Annotated in this window: 16 protein-coding genes and 1 tRNA gene; 3 read left to right on the top strand and 14 right to left on the bottom strand. The window is 67.8% G+C overall.

Annotated features, from left to right (window positions below; translation table 11 throughout):
* Positions 1–313: 313 nt before the first annotated feature.
* The 11 genes from QF027_RS29205 to QF027_RS29155 form a co-directional block, all read right to left on the bottom strand.
* Entirely contained in the window at positions 314–4,213 is a 3,900-nt protein-coding gene (locus tag QF027_RS29205) for a DNA-directed RNA polymerase subunit beta' (RefSeq protein WP_306977570.1), read from the bottom strand.
* A gap of 100 nt (positions 4,214–4,313) precedes the next feature.
* Positions 4,314–7,799 (bottom strand): DNA-directed RNA polymerase subunit beta, encoded by a 3,486-nt coding sequence (gene rpoB, locus QF027_RS29200; protein WP_306977572.1) that lies wholly within the window; start codon positions 7,797–7,799, stop codon positions 4,314–4,316.
* 564 nt (positions 7,800–8,363) lie between these two features.
* Positions 8,364–8,747, bottom strand: coding sequence for a 50S ribosomal protein L7/L12 (gene rplL, locus QF027_RS29195; protein ID WP_306977573.1), 384 nt, complete (start codon positions 8,745–8,747; stop codon positions 8,364–8,366).
* A 126-nt stretch (positions 8,748–8,873) separates the two neighbouring features.
* On the bottom strand, positions 8,874–9,404 hold the full coding sequence (gene rplJ, locus QF027_RS29190) for a 50S ribosomal protein L10 (RefSeq protein ID WP_266521127.1): 531 nt from the start codon (positions 9,402–9,404) through the stop codon (positions 8,874–8,876).
* A gap of 285 nt (positions 9,405–9,689) precedes the next feature.
* Entirely contained in the window at positions 9,690–10,538 is an 849-nt protein-coding gene (locus tag QF027_RS29185) for a DUF1396 domain-containing protein (RefSeq protein ID WP_306977578.1), read from the bottom strand.
* Between the two features lie 90 nt (positions 10,539–10,628).
* Complete coding sequence (locus QF027_RS29180; RefSeq protein ID WP_306977579.1) at positions 10,629–11,468, bottom strand: hypothetical protein; 840 nt, start codon at positions 11,466–11,468, stop codon at positions 10,629–10,631.
* 113 nt (positions 11,469–11,581) lie between these two features.
* A complete protein-coding gene (rplA, locus tag QF027_RS29175; RefSeq protein ID WP_062047706.1) occupies positions 11,582–12,307 on the bottom strand; it encodes a 50S ribosomal protein L1 in 726 nt (241 codons plus the stop codon).
* An 83-nt stretch (positions 12,308–12,390) separates the two neighbouring features.
* Positions 12,391–12,825, bottom strand: coding sequence for a 50S ribosomal protein L11 (gene rplK / locus QF027_RS29170; protein WP_007384044.1), 435 nt, complete (start codon positions 12,823–12,825; stop codon positions 12,391–12,393).
* A gap of 191 nt (positions 12,826–13,016) precedes the next feature.
* Positions 13,017–13,865, bottom strand: coding sequence for a transcription termination/antitermination protein NusG (gene nusG / locus QF027_RS29165; protein WP_306977581.1), 849 nt, complete (start codon positions 13,863–13,865; stop codon positions 13,017–13,019).
* Between the two features lie 81 nt (positions 13,866–13,946).
* Positions 13,947–14,231, bottom strand: a complete 285-nt coding sequence (gene secE, locus QF027_RS29160; protein ID WP_057607929.1) for a preprotein translocase subunit SecE — start codon at positions 14,229–14,231, stop codon at positions 13,947–13,949.
* Between the two features lie 108 nt (positions 14,232–14,339).
* A tRNA-Trp gene (locus QF027_RS29155) sits at positions 14,340–14,412 on the bottom strand.
* Positions 14,413–14,660: 248 nt separating this feature from the next.
* Between QF027_RS29155 and QF027_RS29150 the strand changes: the two genes are divergently transcribed.
* Positions 14,661–15,887 carry a pyridoxal phosphate-dependent aminotransferase gene (locus tag QF027_RS29150; protein WP_306977583.1) on the top strand — a complete coding sequence of 409 codons (1,227 nt, stop codon included), beginning with the start codon at positions 14,661–14,663 and terminating at the stop codon, positions 15,885–15,887.
* A gap of 112 nt (positions 15,888–15,999) precedes the next feature.
* Positions 16,000–17,040, top strand: coding sequence for an adenosine deaminase (locus QF027_RS29145; protein WP_306977585.1), 1,041 nt, complete (start codon positions 16,000–16,002; stop codon positions 17,038–17,040).
* Here the strand turns inward: QF027_RS29145 and QF027_RS29140 are convergent.
* A complete protein-coding gene (locus tag QF027_RS29140; protein ID WP_306977586.1) occupies positions 17,021–17,689 on the bottom strand; it encodes a hypothetical protein in 669 nt (222 codons plus the stop codon). The genes QF027_RS29145 and QF027_RS29140 overlap by 20 nt on opposite strands.
* A 36-nt stretch (positions 17,690–17,725) precedes the next feature.
* Positions 17,726–18,343 carry a TetR/AcrR family transcriptional regulator gene (locus QF027_RS29135; protein ID WP_306977588.1) on the bottom strand — a complete coding sequence of 206 codons (618 nt, stop codon included), beginning with the start codon at positions 18,341–18,343 and terminating at the stop codon, positions 17,726–17,728.
* 119 nt (positions 18,344–18,462) lie between these two features.
* Between QF027_RS29135 and QF027_RS29130 the strand changes: the two genes are divergently transcribed.
* Positions 18,463–19,095, top strand: a complete 633-nt coding sequence (locus QF027_RS29130) for an NAD(P)-dependent oxidoreductase (RefSeq protein WP_306977590.1) — start codon at positions 18,463–18,465, stop codon at positions 19,093–19,095.
* 39 nt (positions 19,096–19,134) lie between these two features.
* Here QF027_RS29130 and QF027_RS29125 read toward each other — a convergent pair whose 3' ends face one another.
* Positions 19,135–20,190 (bottom strand): UDP-N-acetylmuramate dehydrogenase, encoded by a 1,056-nt coding sequence (locus QF027_RS29125; protein ID WP_306977592.1) that lies wholly within the window; start codon positions 20,188–20,190, stop codon positions 19,135–19,137.
* Positions 20,191–20,709 lie beyond the last annotated feature (519 nt).

Below are 20,709 nucleotides of genomic sequence, written 5' to 3'. Positions count from 1 at the left end.
GGGCGGTCGAATGCCTCCATGATGCTCCAACGCTCCGATACCGGGACAGGTTCCCGCATCCCCAACGGGAAACGCCCGGACGGACCACCCTCCTCCTCGACCGGTACGCCACGCTGCGGACGCCGGCGCCCCCACGGGGCTCCCGGGCGACCGGCGGGGCCTTCAAGGCGCTCTCAGAGCCCTCGTGACGGCCCACGAGGAGTGGTGCGTGCTCCTGGCCGGCCCAGGGCCTCGCTGTTGCCGTCGGAACGCCGAAGGGCGGCCACCCCGTACGCAACGGAGTGACCGCCCTTCAGTCGTTCAGACGCAGGCCCTATTGGTTGTACGGCCCGTAGTCGTAGTCCTCCAGCGGCACAGCCTGGCCGGACCCCGTGCCGAACGGCGAGTAGTCGATGTCGTCGTAGCCGACGGCCGAGTACATCGCGGCCTTGGCCTCCTCGGTCGGCTCGACCCGGATGTTGCGGTAGCGGGACAGACCCGTACCGGCCGGGATGAGCTTACCGATGATGACGTTCTCCTTGAGGCCGATGAGGCTGTCGGACTTGGCGTTGATCGCCGCATCCGTCAGGACTCGGGTCGTCTCCTGGAAGGAGGCGGCCGACAGCCAGGATTCCGTCGCCAGCGAGGCCTTGGTGATACCCATCAGCTGCGGACGACCGGAGGCCGGGTGACCGCCCTCCTGGACCACACGACGGTTCTCGGTCTCGAACTTCGAGCGCTCGACCAGCTCACCGGGCAGCAGCTCGGCGTCGCCGGACTCGATGATCGTCACGCGGCGCAGCATCTGCCGGATGATGATCTCGATGTGCTTGTCGTGGATCGACACACCCTGCGAGTTGTAGACCTTCTGGACCTCGCCGACCAGGTGGACCTGGACGGCGCGCTGGCCCAGGATGCGCAGCACGTCGTGCGGGTTGGTGGCACCCACGGTGAGCTTCTGGCCCACCTCGACGTGCTCGCCCTCGCTGACCAGGAGTCGGGCGCGCTTCGAGATCGGGAACGCCGTCTCGTCGCTGCCGTCGTCCGGCGTGATGACGATCTTCTTGGTCTTCTCGGTCTCCTCGATCCGCACGCGGCCCTGGGCCTCGGAGATCGGGGCGACACCCTTCGGGGTACGGGCCTCGAAGAGCTCGACGACACGCGGCAGACCCTGGGTGATGTCGTCACCGGCCACACCACCAGTGTGGAAGGTACGCATCGTCAGCTGGGTACCGGGCTCACCGATGGACTGGGCGGCGATGATGCCGACCGCCTCACCGATGTCGACCAGCTTGCCGGTGGCCAGCGAGCGGCCGTAGCACATCGCGCAGGTACCGACGGCGGACTCGCAGGTCAGGACCGAGCGGGTCTTGACCTCGGAGACACCGTGCTTGACGAGCTCGTCGATGAGGACGTCGCCGAGGTCGGTGTTGGCCGGGGCCAGCACCTTGCCGTCGACGGTGATGTCCTCGGCCAGCGCACGGGCGTACACGCTGGTCTCGACGTTGTCCGCCTTGCGCAGCACACCGTCCGCGCCGACCTCCGCGATCTGGAGCCGGAGGCCGCGCTCGGTGCCGCAGTCCTCCTCGCGGATGATGACGTCCTGCGAGACGTCCACCAGACGACGGGTCAGGTAACCCGAGTCGGCAGTACGCAGGGCGGTGTCGGCCAGACCCTTACGGGCACCGTGCGTGGAGATGAAGTACTCCAGCACGGACAGGCCCTCGCGGAAGGACGCCTTGATCGGACGCGGGATCGTCTCGTTCTTGGCGTTCGACACCAGACCACGCATACCGGCGATCTGCCGCATCTGCATCATGTTTCCTCGGGCACCCGAGTCAACCATCATGAAGATGGGGTTCGTCTTGGGGAAGTTCGCGTTCATCGCCTCGGCAACCTCGTTGGTCGCCTTGGTCCAGATCGCGATGAGCTCCTGAGTGCGCTCTTCCTTGGTGATCAGACCGCGCTCGTACTGCTTCTGGACCTTCTCGTCCTGCGCCTCGTAGCCCTTGACGATCTCCTTCTTCGCCTCGGGAACGACGACGTCGGAGATGGCCACGGTGACACCGGAACGGGTCGCCCAGTAGAAGCCGGCCGCCTTCAGGTTGTCGAGCGTCGCCGCCACGATGACCTTGGGGTAGCGCTCGGCCAGGTCGTTGACGATCTCGGAGAGCTGCTTCTTGCCCACCGAGTAGTCGACGAACGGGTAGTCCTCGGGCAGCAGCTCGTTGAAGAGCGCGCGGCCCAGGGTGGTGCGCAGGCGGAAGGTGTCACCCTGCTGCCACTCCGGGTCGCCCTCCTCCCGCGCCGGCGGCGTCCAGCCACGCGGCGGGATGGTGCCCACCGGGAAGCGGATGTCGACCTGCGACTGGAGCGCGAGCTCGCCGGCGTCGAACGCCATGATCGCCTCGGCCGTGGAGCCGAAGGACCGGCCCTCGCCCTTGGTGTCACGCAGCTCACCGTCGGTGGTGAGGAAGAACAGACCGAGGACCATGTCCTGGGTCGGCATCGTCACCGGACGGCCGTCGGCGGGCTTGAGGATGTTGTTCGAGGACAGCATCAGGATGCGGGCCTCGGCCTGCGCCTCCGCGGACAGCGGAAGGTGTACGGCCATCTGGTCGCCGTCGAAGTCCGCGTTGAACGCGGTGCAGACGAGCGGGTGGATCTGGATGGCCTTGCCCTCGACCAGCTGCGGCTCGAAGGCCTGGATGCCGAGGCGGTGCAGGGTGGGCGCACGGTTCAGCAGCACCGGGTGCTCGGCGATGACCTCTTCGAGGACGTCGTACACGACCGTGCGGCCGCGCTCCACCATGCGCTTGGCGCTCTTGATGTTCTGCGCGTGGTTCAGGTCGACCAGGCGCTTCATCACGAACGGCTTGAACAGCTCCAGCGCCATCGCCTTCGGCAGACCGCACTGGTGCAGCTTCAGCTGCGGACCGACGACGATCACGGAACGCGCGGAGTAGTCCACACGCTTGCCGAGCAGGTTCTGACGGAAGCGGCCCTGCTTGCCCTTGAGCATGTCGGACAGCGACTTCAGCGGACGGTTGCCGGGGCCCGTGACCGGGCGACCACGACGGCCGTTGTCGAAGAGCGCGTCGACGGCCTCCTGAAGCATGCGCTTCTCGTTGTTCACGATGATCTCGGGCGCACCGAGGTCAAGGAGTCGCTTCAGGCGGTTGTTGCGGTTGATCACACGGCGGTACAGGTCGTTCAGGTCGGAGGTCGCGAAGCGGCCACCGTCCAGCTGCACCATCGGGCGAAGGTCCGGCGGGATGACCGGGACGCAGTCGAGAACCATGCCCTTGGGGCTGTTGGAGGTCTGCAGGAAGGCAGACACGACCTTCAGCCGCTTCAGCGCACGGGTCTTCTTCTGGCCCTTGCCGGTACGGATGATCTCGCGGAGGCGCTCGGCCTCCTCGTCGAGGTCGAAGGACTCCAGGCGCTTCTGCAGCGCCGCGGCACCCATCGAACCGTCGAAGTACGTGCCGAAGCGGTCCCGCAGCTCGCGGTAGAGCAGCTCGTCGCCCTCGAGGTCCTGGACCTTGAGGTTCTTGAAGCGGGTCCACACCTCGTCGAGACGGTCGATCTCGCGCTGCGCACGGTCGCGCAGCTGCTTCATCTCACGCTCGGCACCCTCGCGCACCTTGCGGCGCACGTCGGCCTTGGCGCCCTCGGCCTCCAGCTCGGCCAGGTCGCTTTCCAGCTTCTTGGCGCGGGCCTCGAGGTCGGCGTCACGCCGGTTCTCGACCTGCTGACGCTCCACGGAGACGTGCGCCTCCAGGGAGGGCAGGTCGCGGGTGCGGCGCTCCTCGTCGACGTACGTGATCATGTACGCCGCGAAGTAGATGACCTTCTCCAGGTCCTTCGGGGCGAGATCGAGCAGGTAGCCGAGGCGCGACGGAACGCCCTTGAAGTACCAGATGTGGGTGACGGGGGCGGCCAGTTCGATGTGGCCCATCCGCTCACGACGCACCTTGGCGCGAGTGACCTCGACGCCGCAGCGCTCACAGATGATGCCCTTGAACCGGACACGCTTGTACTTGCCGCAGTAGCACTCCCAGTCCCGGGTCGGACCGAAGATCTTCTCGCAGAAGAGTCCGTCCTTTTCGGGCTTGAGCGTGCGGTAGTTGATCGTCTCGGGCTTCTTGACCTCGCCGTGGCTCCACTGACGGATGTCGTCGGCGGTGGCCAGGCCGATCCGGAGCTCATCGAAGAAGTTGACGTCGAGCACTATGCGTCAATCCCTCTCAGGGTTGTAAGTCTTGGGGTCTGAAACGGGGGTCCAGGGGCCGGCCGGAGGTTCCTCACCAGGTCCTCCGGCCGGACTCCCGTCAGACCTCTTCGACGCTGCTCGGCTCGCGCCGGGACAGGTCGATGCCGAGCTCTTCGGCAGCGCGGAAGACGTCCTCGTCGGTGTCGCGCATCTCGATGGACATGCCGTCCGAGGACAGCACCTCCACGTTGAGGCACAGGGACTGCATCTCCTTGATGAGCACCTTGAAGGACTCGGGGATGCCGGGCTCGGGGATGTTCTCGCCCTTGACGATGGCCTCGTAGACCTTCACGCGGCCGGTGACGTCGTCGGACTTGATGGTCAGCAGCTCCTGGAGGGCGTAGGCGGCGCCGTATGCCTCCAGCGCCCACACCTCCATCTCACCGAAGCGCTGGCCACCGAACTGGGCCTTACCACCCAGCGGCTGCTGGGTGATCATCGAGTACGGGCCGGTCGAACGGGCGTGCAGCTTGTCGTCGACCAGGTGGTGGAGCTTGAGGATGTACATGTAGCCGACCGAGATCGGCTCCGGGAACGGCTCGCCGGAGCGGCCGTCGAACAGCCTCGCCTTACCGGTCGGCTGCACCATGCGCTCGCCGTCGCGGTTCGGGATGGTGTGGTTGAGCAGACCCGCGAGCTCGTCCTCACGCGCACCGTCGAACACCGGGGTGGCGACGTTGGTGCCCGGGTCGACCCGGTCGGCGCCGATCACCTGGAGCCGCTGCGCCCAGTCCTCGGCGAGCCCGGAGACGTCCCAGCCGCGGCTGGCGAGCCAGCCGAGGTGGATCTCCAGAACCTGTCCCGGGTTCATTCGGGACGGCACACCGAGCGGGTTGAGGATGATATCGACCGGGGTCCCGTCCTCGAGGAACGGCATGTCCTCGATGGGCAGGATCTTCGAGATGACACCCTTGTTGCCGTGACGGCCGGCGAGCTTGTCACCGTCGGTGATCTTGCGCTTCTGCGCCACGTACACGCGCACCAGCTGGTTCACACCGGGGGGAAGCTCGTCGCCCTCCTCGCGGTCGAAGACGCGCACACCGATGACCTTGCCGGTCTCGCCGTGCGGCACCTTCAGCGAGGTGTCACGGACCTCACGGGCCTTCTCACCGAAGATCGCGCGCAGCAGGCGCTCCTCCGGCGTCAGCTCGGTCTCGCCCTTGGGCGTGACCTTGCCGACGAGGATGTCACCGGCGATGACCTCGGCACCGATGCGGATGATGCCGCGCTCGTCGAGGTCGGCGAGGACCTCCTCGGAGACGTTCGGGATGTCCCGGGTGATCTCCTCGGGGCCGAGCTTGGTGTCACGGGCGTCGACCTCGTGCTCCTCGATGTGGATCGAGGAGAGGACGTCGTCCTGCACGAGGCGCTGCGACAGGATGATCGCGTCCTCGTAGTTGTGACCCTCCCACGGCATGAACGCCACGAGCAGGTTCTTGCCGAGCGCCATCTCGCCGTTCTCGGTGGCCGCGCCGTCGGCGAGGACCTGGCCCTCGATGACGCGGTCGCCCTCGTCGATGATGACCTTCTGGTTGACCGAGGTGCCCTGGTTGGAGCGGGCGAACTTGGCCAGGCGGTACGTGATGTACGTGCCGTCGTCGTTGGCGGTGGTGATGTAGTCCGCGGAGACCTCCTGGACCACACCCGCCTTCTCGGCCTTGACCACGTCACCGGCGTCGACGGCGGAGCGGTACTCCATGCCGGTGCCGACGAGCGGGGCCTCGGACTTGATCAGCGGCACGGCCTGGCGCATCATGTTCGCGCCCATGAGGGCACGGTTGGCGTCGTCGTGCTCGAGGAACGGGATCATGGCGGTCGCGACCGACACCATCTGGCGCGGCGAGACGTCCATGTAGTCCACGTCGTCACCGGGGACGTAGTCGACCTCGCCGCCACGACGGCGGACCAGGACGCGGTTCTCGGTGAAGCGCATGTCGTCGTCGAGCGTGGCGTTGGCCTGCGCGATGACGAAGCGGTCCTCCTCGTCGGCCGTCAGGTAGTCGACGTCGTCGGTGACGATGCCCTCGACGACCTTGCGGTACGGCGTCTCCACAAAGCCGAACGCGTTGACGCGGCCGTAGGAGGCGAGCGAACCGATCAGACCGATGTTCGGGCCTTCGGGCGTCTCGATCGGACACATGCGCCCGTAGTGGGACGGGTGCACGTCGCGGACCTCGAAGCCGGCCCGCTCACGGGAGAGACCACCCGGGCCAAGAGCCGACAGACGGCGCTTGTGGGTGAGACCCGACAGCGGGTTGTTCTGGTCCATGAACTGCGACAGCTGGCTGGTGCCGAAGAACTCCTTGATGGAGGCGACGACCGGCCGGATGTTGATCAGGGTCTGCGGCGTGATCGCCTCGACGTCCTGGGTCGTCATGCGCTCACGCACGACGCGCTCCATACGAGCCAGACCCGTGCGGACCTGGTTCTGGATGAGCTCGCCGACGCTGCGCAGACGACGGTTGCCGAAGTGGTCGATGTCGTCGGTCTCGACGACGATGTTCGTGCCGCTGTCGCCGACCGTCTCGGTCTCGCCCGCGTGCAGCTTCACCAGGTACTTGATCGTCGAGATGATGTCCTCGACGGTCAGGATGCCCGCGTCGAGCGGAGCCTCCGCACCCAGCTTCTTGTTGACCTTGTAACGGCCGACCTTGGCGAGGTCGTAGCGCTTCGGGTTGAAGTAGAGGTTCTCGAGCAGCGTCTGCGCGGCCTCACGGGTCGGGGGCTCGCCCGGACGCAGCTTGCGGTAGATGTCGAGCAGCGCGTCGTCCTGGCCCTGGGTGTGGTCCTTCTCCAGGGTGGCGCGCATCGACTCGTACTCGCCGAACTCCTCGAGGATCTGCTCGGTGGTCCAGCCGAGAGCCTTCAGGAGCACGGTGACGGACTGCTTGCGCTTGCGGTCGATACGGACACCGACCATGTCGCGCTTGTCGATCTCCATCTCCAGCCAGGCACCCCGGGAGGGGATGATCTTGGCCGAGAAGATGTCCTTGTCGGACGTCTTGTCGATGGAGGAGTCGAAGTAGACGCCCGGCGAGCGGACCAGCTGCGACACCACGACACGCTCGGTGCCGTTGATGACGAAGGTGCCCTTGTGGGTCATGAGCGGGAAGTCGCCCATGAAGACCGTCTGGGACTTGATCTCGCCGGTCTCGTTGTTGGTGAACTCGGCCGTCACGAAGAGCGGGGCCGCGTACGTGAAGTCGCGGTCCTTGCACTCGTCGATGCTGTTCTTCGGCGGCTCGAAACGGTGGTCACGGAACGTCAGCGACATCGACCCGGAGAAGTCCTCGATCGGGGAGATCTCCTCGAAGATCTCCTCCAGACCGGACTTGGTGGGGACGTCCTGACCTGACTCCAGAGCCTCCTCGACCCGACTCTGCCAAGCGGTGTTCCCGAGCAGCCAGTCAAAGCTCTCGGTCTGCAGCGCGAGCAGGTTGGGAACCTCGAGAGGCTCCTTGATCTTTGCAAAAGAGATGCGCAGCGGGGCGGTGCTGGCGGCGTTGTTCGTATTCGCGGTCGAGGCAGTGCGCGAGGCGGCCAAGAGGGGGTCCTTCCGAGGGCTCGGACTCACTACGCGCTCCCCGGACCCTCATCCACGGCACAGAGACAGGTATCTCCGATTCGGCCGAAAGGCCAGGTCAGAAATGGTCCGATCATCGATGCTCAGGCGAGGGTAGACCCCTGGTGACGGGCAGGGGGCAACTAACAGGCAGCGCAAAGGGTCAGTGTAGCCACTTGGCGCACTGATGTCCAGCCCTGCTTTTCTGCCCAGTCTTCAAAAACTCTCGCTGCCCTCAACGTCCTCGGCCTGCCGCCCTCAACGCACGTTGATACTGCCCTCTTCGTCACCGATCCATGCCTCGGATTCGGACCGTTCTTTCTGGCGACGCGTCCTGAGAATTGCGCGCTGCGTGCGGTTCGTCAAGGCCCCCCAGCCCGAACCAGGACGTTCGGGAGACACGACGAAGATCACCATACCCTCCGCCCAGGAGGCGGCACGGTAACCGTGGCCGCGCCCCCAGGAACGCCGAAGAGCGACCACCCAGATGGATGATCGCTCTTCGGTGCTTACGCGTTACAGGTCCAGCGGGACCTGTGAGAGGTGTTACTTGACCTCGACGGAGGCGCCGGCGCCCTTGAGGGACTCGGCGGCCTTCTCGGCGGCGTCCTTGGCGACCTTCTCGAGAACGGGCTTGGGGGCGCCGTCCACGAGGTCCTTGGCCTCCTTCAGACCCAGGGAGGTCAGCTCACGCACGACCTTGATGACCTGGATCTTCTTCTCGCCGGCACCCGTGAGGATGACGTCGAACTCGTCCTGCTCCTCGGCGACCTCGGCGGCAGCGGCCGGGCCGGCGGGGCCGGCGACGGCGACCGCGGCGGCAGCGGTGACGTCGAACTTCTCCTCGAAGGCCTTCACGAACTCGGAGAGCTCGATGAGGGTCATCTCCTCGAACTGCGCGAGCAGGTCTTCCTGGCTGAGCTTCGCCATGATGGGCGATCCTTCCACTAATTCGGCTGGTGCCGGTATGTACATGTCTGGCGGGCGTACGTTCGGCCCGCGACGATCGTCACCTCAGGCGGGAAGCCTCAGGCAGCGATCATTTCGGGAGCCGAATTACTCGGCACCGCCCTGCTCGTCCTGCTTGGCACGAAGCGCGTCCACGGTGCGGACGAGCTTCGACGGGAGCGCCTGGAAGACCTGAGCAGCCTGAGTCTGCTTGCCCTTGAAGGCACCCGCCAGCTTGGCGAGCAGAACCTCGCGGGACTCGAGGTCCGCAAGCTTCTTGATCTCGTCGGCGGACAGCGCCTTGCCGTCAAGGACACCGCCCTTGATGACGAGGTTCGGGTTGTCCTTGGCGAAGTCACGAAGACCCTTCGCCGACTCCACCGGGTCACCGGTGACGAAGGCGACCGCCGTCGGACCGTTGAACAGGTCGTCGAGCGTCGTGATCCCGGCCTCGTTGGCCGCAATCTTGGTCAGCGTGTTCTTCACCACGGCGTACTGGGCGTTCTCACCGAGCGAACGACGCAGCGTCTTGAGCTGCGCCACGGTGAGACCCCGGTACTCGGTCAGCACGGCGGCGTTCGAGCTGCGGAACTGCTCCGTCAGCTCGGCTACCGCGGCAGCCTTGTCGGGCCTTGCCATAGAGCGTCGGCCTCCTTCCGGGTGATGAGGACCGCTCAGAAGGGGCTGAACAAACGAAACGCCCCGGCGCAGGCGCACGGGGCGTAGCTCGACCGGCATCACATACGCAATGCATGTGGTCCAGGAGCGACTTCCACATTCACCTGCGCGGGTCGTCCGCGGTTTCAGCGGATCCTTCGGCCACTGCACCCTCTCGGCGAGGACACAGCAACGACCAGCGGTCTTTGGCTTCTGTAGGAGCGTACGTGACCGGATCCCTGTCAAGCAAATCCGGTCCTACGACGCTCAGCTGTTCTGGAGTTCCTTCATCATCTCGGCCAGGTCAGCGGTGTCCTTCGCGGGCGGCGCCTCGACGGTCACGGGCTTGTTGTAGTCGAGGAAGGTGAAGGTCATGTCGAACTTGCCCTTGTCCGCGTCACCCTGCATACGGAACTGCTTGGCGTGGTCCTCACCGTCGACCCACATGTCCATCGTGAACTTGTCCAGGCCCAGCTTCTCCAGCTGCTCGGTGCTCTTCTCGCGCTGCTCGCGGACCGACTTGTCGGCGTCCTTGTAGGAGGCCTTGAGCTCGGCCAGCGTGACGTCGCCCGCGTAGTGGGTCGTCTCGACCCCGTCGACCGTCTCGGTGCCGACCTTCTTCACGTCCTTGGCCCCGTTGAGGAAGGAGGACATGGAGGCCGGGTTCTGGTCGGCCTGGCCGGCGCCGGGCGCGGTGGCGCCGAGGCCGCCGTCCTTGTCGAGCCCGGACAGGTCGAACTTCATCCACTTCTTGCCGTCCATCTCCTTGGCCAGCTCGGCGTTGCCGCCGATGTACATGGCCTTGTCGACGAGCCGGATCTCAGCGGAACCCTGCTTGGGCGCGGTCATCTTCATGCTCATCGCGAGGTCGGGCTTGGTCCGCATGGAGGCCTCGGCCACCACCTGCCCCTGCTCGGGCATCTCGCCCTTCATGCGGTAACGGAAGGAGGTGATCTCCTCCGTGTTCTTCGCCGCCTTGGCGACCGCCGCCGCGGGCGTCATCTCGGGCGATTCCTCGCCCCCCTTGGAACAGCTCACCGCACCCGCGGCGAGGGCCACGGCGAGCCCCGCGCCGATGGTCCGGCGGTGCGCGGAACGTCGTACAGAAGTAGCCATTGATTCCCCCCAAGGAACACATGGTCGATTCACAGCAAGACCGCGAGCCTATCCGAGAGGGGCGCCAGGGATCCGCGAATTCCCTGCGGCTCAGGTGGGGTTGGTGCTCGACTGTGACAGGAGGGCCTTGAAGTCCTCGGTGTCGGCGGCCGGCGGCTTCTGTACGGCGACCTTGACGCCGTAGTCGCTGTAGTGGGCGGTCTGGGTCACCCGGCCGTTCGTCGTGCTGGTCTTCTCGACCTTCTTGACCAGGAGGTTCTTCTCGTTGATCCAGATGTCGACGGTCTCGGCGGTGACGTCGGCGTCCTGGAGGCGCCGCCGGAGCTCGGTGTCGGTGACGTCCTCGACCCGCACGGTGCCGGAGTAGTGCGTGGCGGCCTGGCCGTCCACGGTCTCCCGGCCGAGCGCGCGCACGTCCCCGGAGTCCAGCAGCAGTCGCACCGACTGATTGGGGGTGGTGGAGCGCATCTGGTCGGCGAGGTCGGCGCCGCCGCCGAGGGTCTTCAGGTCGTCGTAGGCGTACCTGAGCCAGTGCTTGCCGCCCATTTTCGCGGCGAACGTGTCGCCCATGCGCGCGTAGTAGGCGTCGGAGAGGTAGCGGGCCTCCATGGAGGTGACGCCGAGGCCGCGCATCGTCTCGGCCGCGGTGCCGCCGGTGTAGTCGATGGTGAGGTTGCCGGAGAGGCCGTCGCGCCAGGCGAGGACGCCGTCGGCGCTGAGGGACAGCTGGGTGCCCATCACGGTGGTGGACCTCACCCGGGCCGTCTCGGCCCGCTCGGTGGAGCGCTCGGCGGTGCGCAGGGCCGGGAGGGCGGCGGGGGCAGAGGCGGGGCGTTTGTCCTCCGGCTCCTCGGAGGAGGCCGAGGACGTGCAGGCGGCCAGTCCCGTCAGCGCGGCGGCCGTCGTGACCCAGACCGTCGTCCTCTTCATGCGTCCCCCTGGTGCAAGTGCCCTGCTCGCACGCTAACCCAGAGCACAGCGCCCGCACATGGGAACGGGCCCCGCACCTGGAAAGGTGCGGGGCCCGGGAACCTGCCGGTGTCTCAGACCGCGGCCGGGTCCTCCTCGACGAGGAGGTTGCGGGTGCGGTTGGAGTCGAGCGGAATGCCGGGGCCCATCGTGGTGCTGATGGCGGCCTTCCTGATGTAGCGCCCCTTGGCGGCGGACGGCTTCAGACGGAGGATCTCCTCCAGCGCCGCGCCGTAGTTCTCCACCAGCTTGGTGTCGTCGAACGACGTCTTGCCGATGATGAAGTGCAGGTTCGAGTGCTTGTCGACGCGGAACTCGATCTTGCCGCCCTTGATGTCGTTGACAGCCTTGGTGACATCGGGGGTGACGGTGCCGGTCTTGGGGTTCGGCATGAGACCACGGGGACCGAGCACGCGGCCGAGGCGGCCGACCTTGCCCATGAGGTCCGGGGTGGCGACGACGGCGTCGAAGTCCAGACGGCCCTTCGACACCTCGTCGATGAGCTCGTCGGCGCCGACGATGTCGGCGCCCGCGGCACGAGCGGCCTCGGCACGGTCACCGGTCGCGAAGACCAGGACCCGGGCGGTCTTACCGGTGCCGTGCGGGAGGTTCACGGTGCCACGGACCATCTGGTCGGCCTTGCGCGGGTCGACACCCAGACGGAAGGCGACCTCGACGGTGCCGTCGAACTTGGACGTGGAGGTCTCCTTGGCGAGACGGACGGCCTCGAGCGGGGCGTACAGCTTCTCCCGGTCGATCTTCTCGTCCGCAGCGCGAAGGGCCTTGCTGCGCTTGCTCACAACTGCTCCTGTGTGTTCTGAAAGGAGTCGTGGTACGGGCCGAGCAGGCCCTGCCACTTCTACTTGTGTACGGGGGTTGGGGCTCAGCCCTCGACCGTGACGCCCATGGAACGCGCGGTACCGGCGATGATCTTCGCGGCGGCGTCCAGGTCGTTGGCGTTGAGGTCGGGCATCTTGGTGGTGGCGATCTCGCGGACCTGCGCCTGGGTGATCTTGGCGACCTTGGTCTTGTGCGGCTCGCCGGAGCCCTTCTCCACGCCCGCGGCCTTGAGGATCATCTTGGCGGCCGGCGGCGTCTTGGTGATGAAGGTGAAGGAGCGGTCCTCGTAGACCGTGATCTCCACCGGGATCACCCAGCCACGCTGCGACTCGGTCGCGGCGTTGTACGCCTTGCAGAACTCCATGATGTTGACGCCGTGCTGACCCAGCGCGGGGCCGACCGGCGGAGCCGGGTTGGCGGCACCGGCCTGGATCTGGAGCTTGATGAGCCCCGTGACCTTCTTCTTCTTGGGAGGCATAGCTCTCCGGTTCCTCTCTTCGGGTCCTACCCGGGCCCAGATTGCTCCTCTGGACGCAGGCATACCGCACAACGATAGCGGGTATAGATGCGCGGCCAAAAACCGAGCAGGTCAGACAGTCCCCCGCAAGCGGGCGGTGCCCCCAGCGAAAGCCCGTCTGACCTGCTCGGAAGCATGCGGTCCGCAGAACCTCAGTTCTTCTGGATCTGGTCGAAGCTCAGCTCGACCGGGGTCTCGCGGCCGAAGATCTCAACGAGGCCCTTGACCTTCTTCGAGTCGGCGTTGATCTCGTTGATCGTGGCCTGGAGGGTGGCGAAGGGGCCGTCGGTGACGGTGACCGAGTCGCCGACCTCGAAGTCCAGTACCTGGACCTCGACCTTGCGGGCCGGAGCCGGCTTGCCCTCGGCCTCGGCGGCCTCGCGGGCGGCCTTCTCCTCGGCCTCCGGGGCGAGCATCTTGACGATCTCGTCCAGGGTCAGCGGGTACGGGTCGTAGGCGTTGCCCACGAAGCCGGTGACGCCGGGGGTGTTGCGGACGACGCCCCAGGACTCGTTCGTCAGGTCCATGCGCACCAGCACGTAGCCGGGGAGCTTGTTCTGGCGGATGGTCTTGCGCTCGCCGTTCTTGATCTGCGCGACCTCTTCCTGCGGCACCTCGGCCTGGAAGATGAAGTCCTCGACGTTCAGCGAGACGGCACGCTGTTCGAGGTTGGTCTTCACGCGGTTCTCGTAACCGGCGTAGGTGTGGATGACGTACCACTCGCCGGGAAGGGTCCGCAGTTCCTCGCGCAGGGCGGCGACGGGGTCGACCGGCTCGGCCGGCTCTTCCTCGACGTCTTCTTCGTCCTCGTCCTCGACGGCCTCGACGTCACCGCCGGACTCGTCCTCGACGTGGAGGGCGGATTCCTCGGCGGGCTCGCCCGCCTCGGCGTCGGCAGCCTCGACCTCGTCCAGGTCCTCGTCCGCGCCCTCGACGATGTCGAGCTCGTCGTCGACAGACTCGTCGGGCTCGATGGCGTCGTTCAGGTTCTGGTCAGACACGGTGGCTGCTTCTTCCTGGATACTTTGGGGTGGAACATGCGAAAAGGGGCGCCGGTAACCTCGGCGCCCTTCGCTCTGTGCTCAGCCGAATACGTACTTGGCGGCGTGGTTGAGTCCATAGTCAATCACGGTCACCAGGCCGATCATGACGAGGACGAAGACGATCACCACGGTCGTGTACGTCGTCAGTTGGTTCCGCGACGGCCAGACGACCTTGCGGAGCTCTGCGACGATCTGCCGGTAAAAGAGCGCGAGGCGCTTCAGCGGGCCCTTCTTGGCACGCTTGCCGCCCTTGCGGGTCTTCTTGGACTCCGGCGCCTCATCCTGGGCATCAGGCGTATCAATGGAGCCCACGGCGTCCGCCATTCGTCCTCACCTGTTCCCGGGTCGTGGCCGTGCCGCGCCCGGTTGGAGCCGCACGGCGGTGCATTGCTGTACGTACATGCGCACACATCCTGGCGAAGGTGTGTGTAGCAGGGCCGGAGGGACTTGAACCCCCAACCGCCGGTTTTGGAGACCGGTGCTCTACCAATTGAGCTACGACCCTTTGTGCGTCCCCCAACGTACCGCATCCGACCGGGTGCTCGGTGTGCACCAGCTGGGTGGGCTGCTGAAGGCCAACGAGGTGAGAGTGTACGTGGTCCGCGGGCCCTCGTCGAACAGAAAGCGCCCGTACGGGCCTTGGGAACGGAAGATCACCCAGCGTGCGAGGCGAATCCGGACGGTTGTTCAGCAGTTGTTCAGTCTGTGAAACCCGCGTGCCGGGGGAGTTTCCGGTCTGAAACGATGGGCCCCATGAGCGCTGCAACCCCTCCCACCGAGCGCCGGGTCTCCGCCCGAGTCGGCGCGATCTCCGAGTCCGCCACTCTCGCCGTGGACGCCAAGGCCAAGGCCCTCAAGGCCGCCGGGCGTCCGGTGATCGGCTTCGGCGCCGGCGAGCCCGACTTCCCGACCCCGGACTACATCGTCCAGGCCGCCATCGAGGCCTGTTCGAACCCCAAGTACCACCGCTACACCCCGGCCGGCGGCCTTCCCGAGCTGAAGGCCGCGATCGCCGCGAAGACGCTGCGTGACTCCCGCTACGAGGTCGACGCGTCCCAGATCCTGGTGACCAACGGCGGCAAGCAGGCGATCTACGAGGCCTTCGCCGCGATCCTCGACCCGGGCGACGAGGTCATCGTCCCGGCGCCGTACTGGACGACGTACCCGGAGTCCATCCGGCTGGCCGGCGGTGTCCCGGTGGAGGTCGTCGCCGACGAGACGACCGGCTACCGGGTCTCCGTCGAGCAGCTGGAGGCGGCTCGCACCGAGAAGACGAAGGTCGTGCTCTTCGTCTCCCCCTCCAACCCGACCGGTGCCGTCTACAGCGAGACCGACGCCGAGGCGATCGGCCGCTGGGCGGTCGAGCACGGCCTGTGGGTGCTGACCGACGAGATCTACGAGCACCTCGTCTACGGCGACGCGAAGTTCACCTCGCTGCCCGCGCTCCTGCCCGAGCTGCGCGACAAGTGCATCGTCGTCAACGGTGTCGCGAAGACGTACGCCATGACGGGCTGGCGCGTGGGCTGGATCATCGGCCCGAAGGACGTCGTCAAGGCCGCGACCAACCTCCAGTCGCACGCCACGTCCAACGTGTCGAACGTCGCCCAGGTCGCGGCCCTCGCCGCGGTCTCCGGCAACCTCGACGCGGTGGCGGAGATGCGCACGGCCTTCGATCGGCGCCGCAAGACCATCGTGCGGATGCTCAACGAGATCGACGGCGTGCTCTGCCCGGAGCCCGAGGGCGCCTTCTACGCCTACCCGTCGGTCAAGGCCCTGCTCGGCAAGGAGATCCGCGGCAAGCGCCCGCAGGACACGGTCGAGCTGGCCGCGCTGATCCTGGAGGAGGCCGAGGTCGCGGTCGTCCCGGGCGAGGCCTTCGGCACGCCGGGCTATCTGCGGCTGTCGTACGCCCTGGGTGACGAGGATCTCGTCGAGGGCGTCTCGCGGATCCAGAAGCTGCTGGCGGAGGCGCAGGACTGAGCCCGCCGTGAAATGGCACCCCCTCACGTGAGGGGGTGCTTTTTTGTGCGAGCAAGACCACTAAAGGGGAAAGTGCTACCGGGACACCAGTGACGTACGGCAGGATCCTGGAATGGAGCGTGTACGTGATGTCTCTGAGCTGCCGAAAGCCCATCTGCACCTGCACTTCACCGGGTCGATGCGCCCGGCGACGGTTCTGGAGCTGGCCGACAAGTACGGGGTACGGCTGCCCGAGGCGCTGACCGAAGCACTGACCAGCGGGGAACCGCCGAAGCTGCGGGCGACGGACGAGCGGGGCTGGTTCCGTTTCCAGCGGCTGTACGACGCGGCCCGCTCGTGTCTGCGCGAGCCCGAGGACATCCGGCGGCTGGTGCGGGAGGCCGCGGAGGAGGATGTGCGCGACGGCTCGGGGTGGCTGGAGATCCAGGTCGACCCGACGTCGTACGCACCCCTGCTCGGCGGGCTGATCCCGGCACTGGAGATCATCCTGGACGCGGTGGAGACGACCTCGCGCGAAACCGGGCTCGGGATGCGGGTGCTGGTCGCCGCGAACCGGATGAAGCATCCCCTGGACGCCCGCACGCTGGCCCGGCTGGCGGTGCGGTACGCGGACAAGGGCGTGGTCGGCTTCGGACTCTCGAACGACGAACGCCGGGGCATGGCACGGGACTTCGACCGGGCCTTCAACATCGCGCGCGAGGGCGGGCTGCTGTCGGCGCCGCACGGTGGCGAGCTGGCCGGACCGTCGTCGGTACGGGACTGTCTCGACGACCTGGAGGCGAACCGGATCGGGCACGGGGTGCGCGCGGCAGACGACCCGCGGCTGCTGAAGCGGCTGGCGGACCGGCAGGTGACATGCGAGGTGTGCCCGGCGTCCAATGTGGCGCTCGGTGTGTATGAGAAGCATGAGGACGTGCCGCTGCGGAAGCTGTTCGAGGCCGGGGTGCCGATGGCGCTGGGCGCCGACGACCCGCTGCTGTTCGGGTCCCGGCTGGCCGCGCAGTACGAGATCGCCCGGCAGTATCACGACTTCTCGGACGCGGAGCTCGCGGAACTGGCCCGGCAGTCGGTACGGGCCTCGGCGGCGCCGGAGGACGTGAAGGCCAAGCTGCTGTCCGGAGTGGACGACTGGCTCAGCCACCCGGCCTCTTGAAGTGGGCGTAGGGCGGGTAGGGCTTGAAGCAGATCAGGACCTCGCGGGGATGCCCGCCGCCGGGCTGGTCCTTCAGCCAGATGCCCGTCACCATGGCCGAGCGCCCTTCGCCGACGCCCTTCTGGCGTGGTCCCCAGCCCGCGGCGTAGGCGAAGTTCACCGCCGCCCGGGCGAAGGCGTCCCGGCTGCCGAACAGGAAGAACGTGCGCGCGTGCGTGGCGTGCCGCAGTTCGTCCCGGAAGTCCGCGCGCGTGTGTCGTTGCCTCCAGGCGTCGGCGTCCTTGTGCGTACGTGCCTCGTCGGTGCGTACGGACAGCGGGGTGCCGGCCTTGAGTGTGCGCCGCAGCTCGGGCCACTTGCTGGGGCGCAGCCCGTACGAGTGGTGGGCGAGGACGAGGTCGACGCGCTCCCCCCAGCCCTCGTCCGGCGGGATCCCGTCCCGCAGCGGTACGTGGACGATCGTGTGACGTGAGCAGGCGGCGAAGGAGAACAGGCCCGCGAGCCGGTTCAGTCCGTCGTGGTCGCCGAGGAGCAGGCCGATCGGTTCCGGTGCGGTCAGCGACGTGTGGCGCAGGGTGTGGCGGGGCTGGACGACGCGGTGTTCACGGGGGCCGGTGCGGGGTCTGAACTCCGTGAGCCTCAGCCGCATGCGGGGGTCCTGGACGTCATGGACCCAGCGTGACGGTCACGCCGATTCCCCGGCTACCGAGATTCCGCCCAGCAGGGTCCGGGACAGCCGGGCGGCGAACTCCTCCACCGGCGGCCGTACGCCGTCCGGTGTGGCGTCGTAGGCGAACGCCCGTTGCGCGCAGGCGCCCAGGAGCAGGGAGGCCGCGGCGAAGGTGTCGGCGGTGGGGGCGACCCGGCCGATGGACTGTTCGGCCCTGAGGTAGGCGTCGAGCCACTCGATCGGCTTGTGCGGGCCGGACTCCATCTCGCGCATCGCGTCGTCGTGGCGCCGCTTGAGCTGGGTCTCGGCGTACAGCGAGGCGGCGATCGGGAAGCTCTGCTCGTAGAAGAGGGCGGCCTGGCGGGCGATCTCGGTGAGGTTCTCCTCCAGGGTGTGGCGGCCCGGCTCGGCGGCAAGGGCGTGCAGCAGGGGGGCCAGTCTCGGGAGGCGTTCCGCGAGGACGCGGATGAACACCTCCTCCTTGCCGGCGAAGTACTTGTACAGCGCCGCCTCGGAGCAGCCGGCCGCCTTCGCGATCTCCTTGGTGGTGGCACGCGCCAGCCCGACGGTGAGCATCAGCTCATGGGCGGCGTCGAGGATGCGGACGCGGGCCGGGCCGGGCTTGGGCTCCATGCTGTTCGGTCCCCTTGGGTCGGTTGGCGGGCTTGACGGGTGGGTGAGTACTTACCCACTCTAGAGGGAGGCAGGGGTGAGTGAATACTCACCCACCTCCTTCGAGTACGGGAGTACCCATGAAACTCACGGTTTTCGGTGCCACCGGGGGCATAGGGCGCGAGCTCGTCCGGCAGGGCCTGGCGGCGGGCCATGAGGTCACGGCGGTCGTACGGGATCCGGCCCGGCTGACCGTCACGGGCGCACGGCTGGAGGTGGTCCGTGCGGACCTCACCGACCCGGAGGTGCTGCGACCCGCCGTGGCCGGGCGGGACGCGGTGCTGTCCGGGCTCGGTCCGCGCGCCCGGAAGGACGCCGGGATCGCGGCGCGGCTGACCCGCGTGGTGCTGGCCGCGATGGAGGCGGAGCAGGTCCGCCGGGTGCTTGCGGTCAGCGCGGGACCGGTCGGGCCGGCTCCGGTGGACGAGGGAGCGGTGGACCGGTGGATGCGGGGGCTCGTGTCCGCCGTACTGAAGGACGTCTACGCCGACCTGAGCGAGATGGAGGCGGAACTGGCGGCGAGCGGTACGGACTGGACGGTCGTGCGCCCGCCACGTCTTCAGAACAAGCCGGTGACCGGCGTGTACCGGGTGGTGGCCGGGGGGTTCCCGGTTCGGGGGCGGTTCATCTCGCGGGCGGATGTGGCGCACGCGATGCTGGGGATGGTCGGGGATGCGGCGGTGGTGAAGCAGGGGGTGGGGGTGGCGTACTGACGGCTCTGACGGTACTGACGCGCCTTCGGACCTGGCCGGCTACAGGCTTACGCCCACCGTCACCGGCTCGTTGACCAGCGTGATCCCGAAGGTGTCCCGTACGCCCGCCACGACCTCGCGGGCCAGTGCGAGGAGGTCCTCGGTGGTGGCGTCGCCCCGGTTGGTGAGGGCCAGGGTGTGCTTGGTGGAGATGCGGGCGGGGCCGGTGCCGTAGCCCTTGGTGAAGCCGGCCTTGTCGATCAGCCAGGCCGCGGAGGTCTTGGTGTGACCGTCGCCCGCGGGATAGGCGGGGGGTTCGGCGTCTTCGCCGAGGCGGTGCTTCACGCGCGCGTGGAACTCCGCGAACTGGGCGGCCGTGAGGATGGGGTTGGTGAAGAAGGAGCCTGCCGACCAGGTGTCGTGGTCGTCGGGGTCCAGGACCATGCCCTTTCCCGCGCGCAGCTTCAGGACGGTTGCGCGGGCGTCGGCGAGGGGGACGCGGTCGCCGGGTTCCACGCCCAGGGCGCGGGCGGTTTCGGCGTACTTGATCGGCGCGGAGAGGCCGTCGGCGTCTTCCAGATCGAAGTGGACGCGCAGGACGACGTAGCGGGCAGGGTCTTCCTTGAAGCGGCTGTGGCGGTAGGAGAAGGCGCAGTCTTCGTCGGTGAGGGTGACGGTTGCTCCGGTGCGGCGGTCGTAGGCGATGACCTCGGTGATGGTGGAGGACACCTCCTGGCCGTAGGCGCCGACGTTCTGGATGGGAGTGGCGCCCGCGGAACCGGGGATGCCGGCGAGGCACTCGACACCGGCGAGTCCGGCGGTCACGGTGCGGGCGACGGCGTCGGTCCACACTTCGCCGGCGGCAAGTTCCAGGTGGGTGCCGGTGAGCTCGAACCCCTTGGTGGCGATGACGAGTGCGGTGCCCTCGAACCCCTTGTCCCCGATGACGAGGTTGGACCCGCCGCCGATCAGGAGAAGCGGCGTGCCGGCGGCGTCGGCGTCGCGGACGACCTCGATCACCTCGGCATCGGTCGTCGCGGTGACGAGCCGGGTGGCGGAGCCGCCGAGACGGAAGGTGGTCAGGGGGGCGAGGGGGGCGTCGTGTCGTTCCTGCACGCGGTACAGCCTACGGGGGCCTTCGGCGGTGGGGCGGGGGTGCCTGCGGCGGCCTGCGCGGCTTCGGCGGGGGTGCCTGCGGCGGCCTGCACGGCTCGGTGGGGGCGGGCGTTTTGCGCAGTTCCCCGCGCCCCTGATGCCTGCGGCGGCCTGTTTCGGCTCGGTGGGGGCGGGTGTAGCGCGTGCGGTCTGGTGGGTGGGTCGGGGCCGGGGTGGGGGTGCCCGTCCTCGGTCCGGCGGTTGCTGTCGCCTCGGCTGTACTGGATAACGGACGCCGGCCGCTGCGGGCGGACACCCCCACCCCGTCCCCTTCCCGCCGTACGCGGCCAACGGCCCGTCGTGGCGCGCGAGAGGGGGATGGGTCCGTCGTGGCGCGGGTGGCGAGCGGTCCGTCGTGGTGGGCGAGGTGGGGATCGGTCCGTCGGGGCACGGGGTGCGGCGAGCGGTCCGTCGTCGCGGGCGAGACAGGGATCAGTCCGTCGTGGCGCCGGTGACTGCGACTCCCCAGGGGCGCGGGGA

The sequence above is a fragment of the Streptomyces canus genome, assembly GCF_030816965.1.
Taxonomy (GTDB): Bacteria; Actinomycetota; Actinomycetes; order Streptomycetales; family Streptomycetaceae; genus Streptomyces; species Streptomyces canus_E.
The sequence above is the reverse complement of the archived record's forward strand: the minus strand, read 5'-3'. Positions and strand labels throughout refer to the sequence as shown.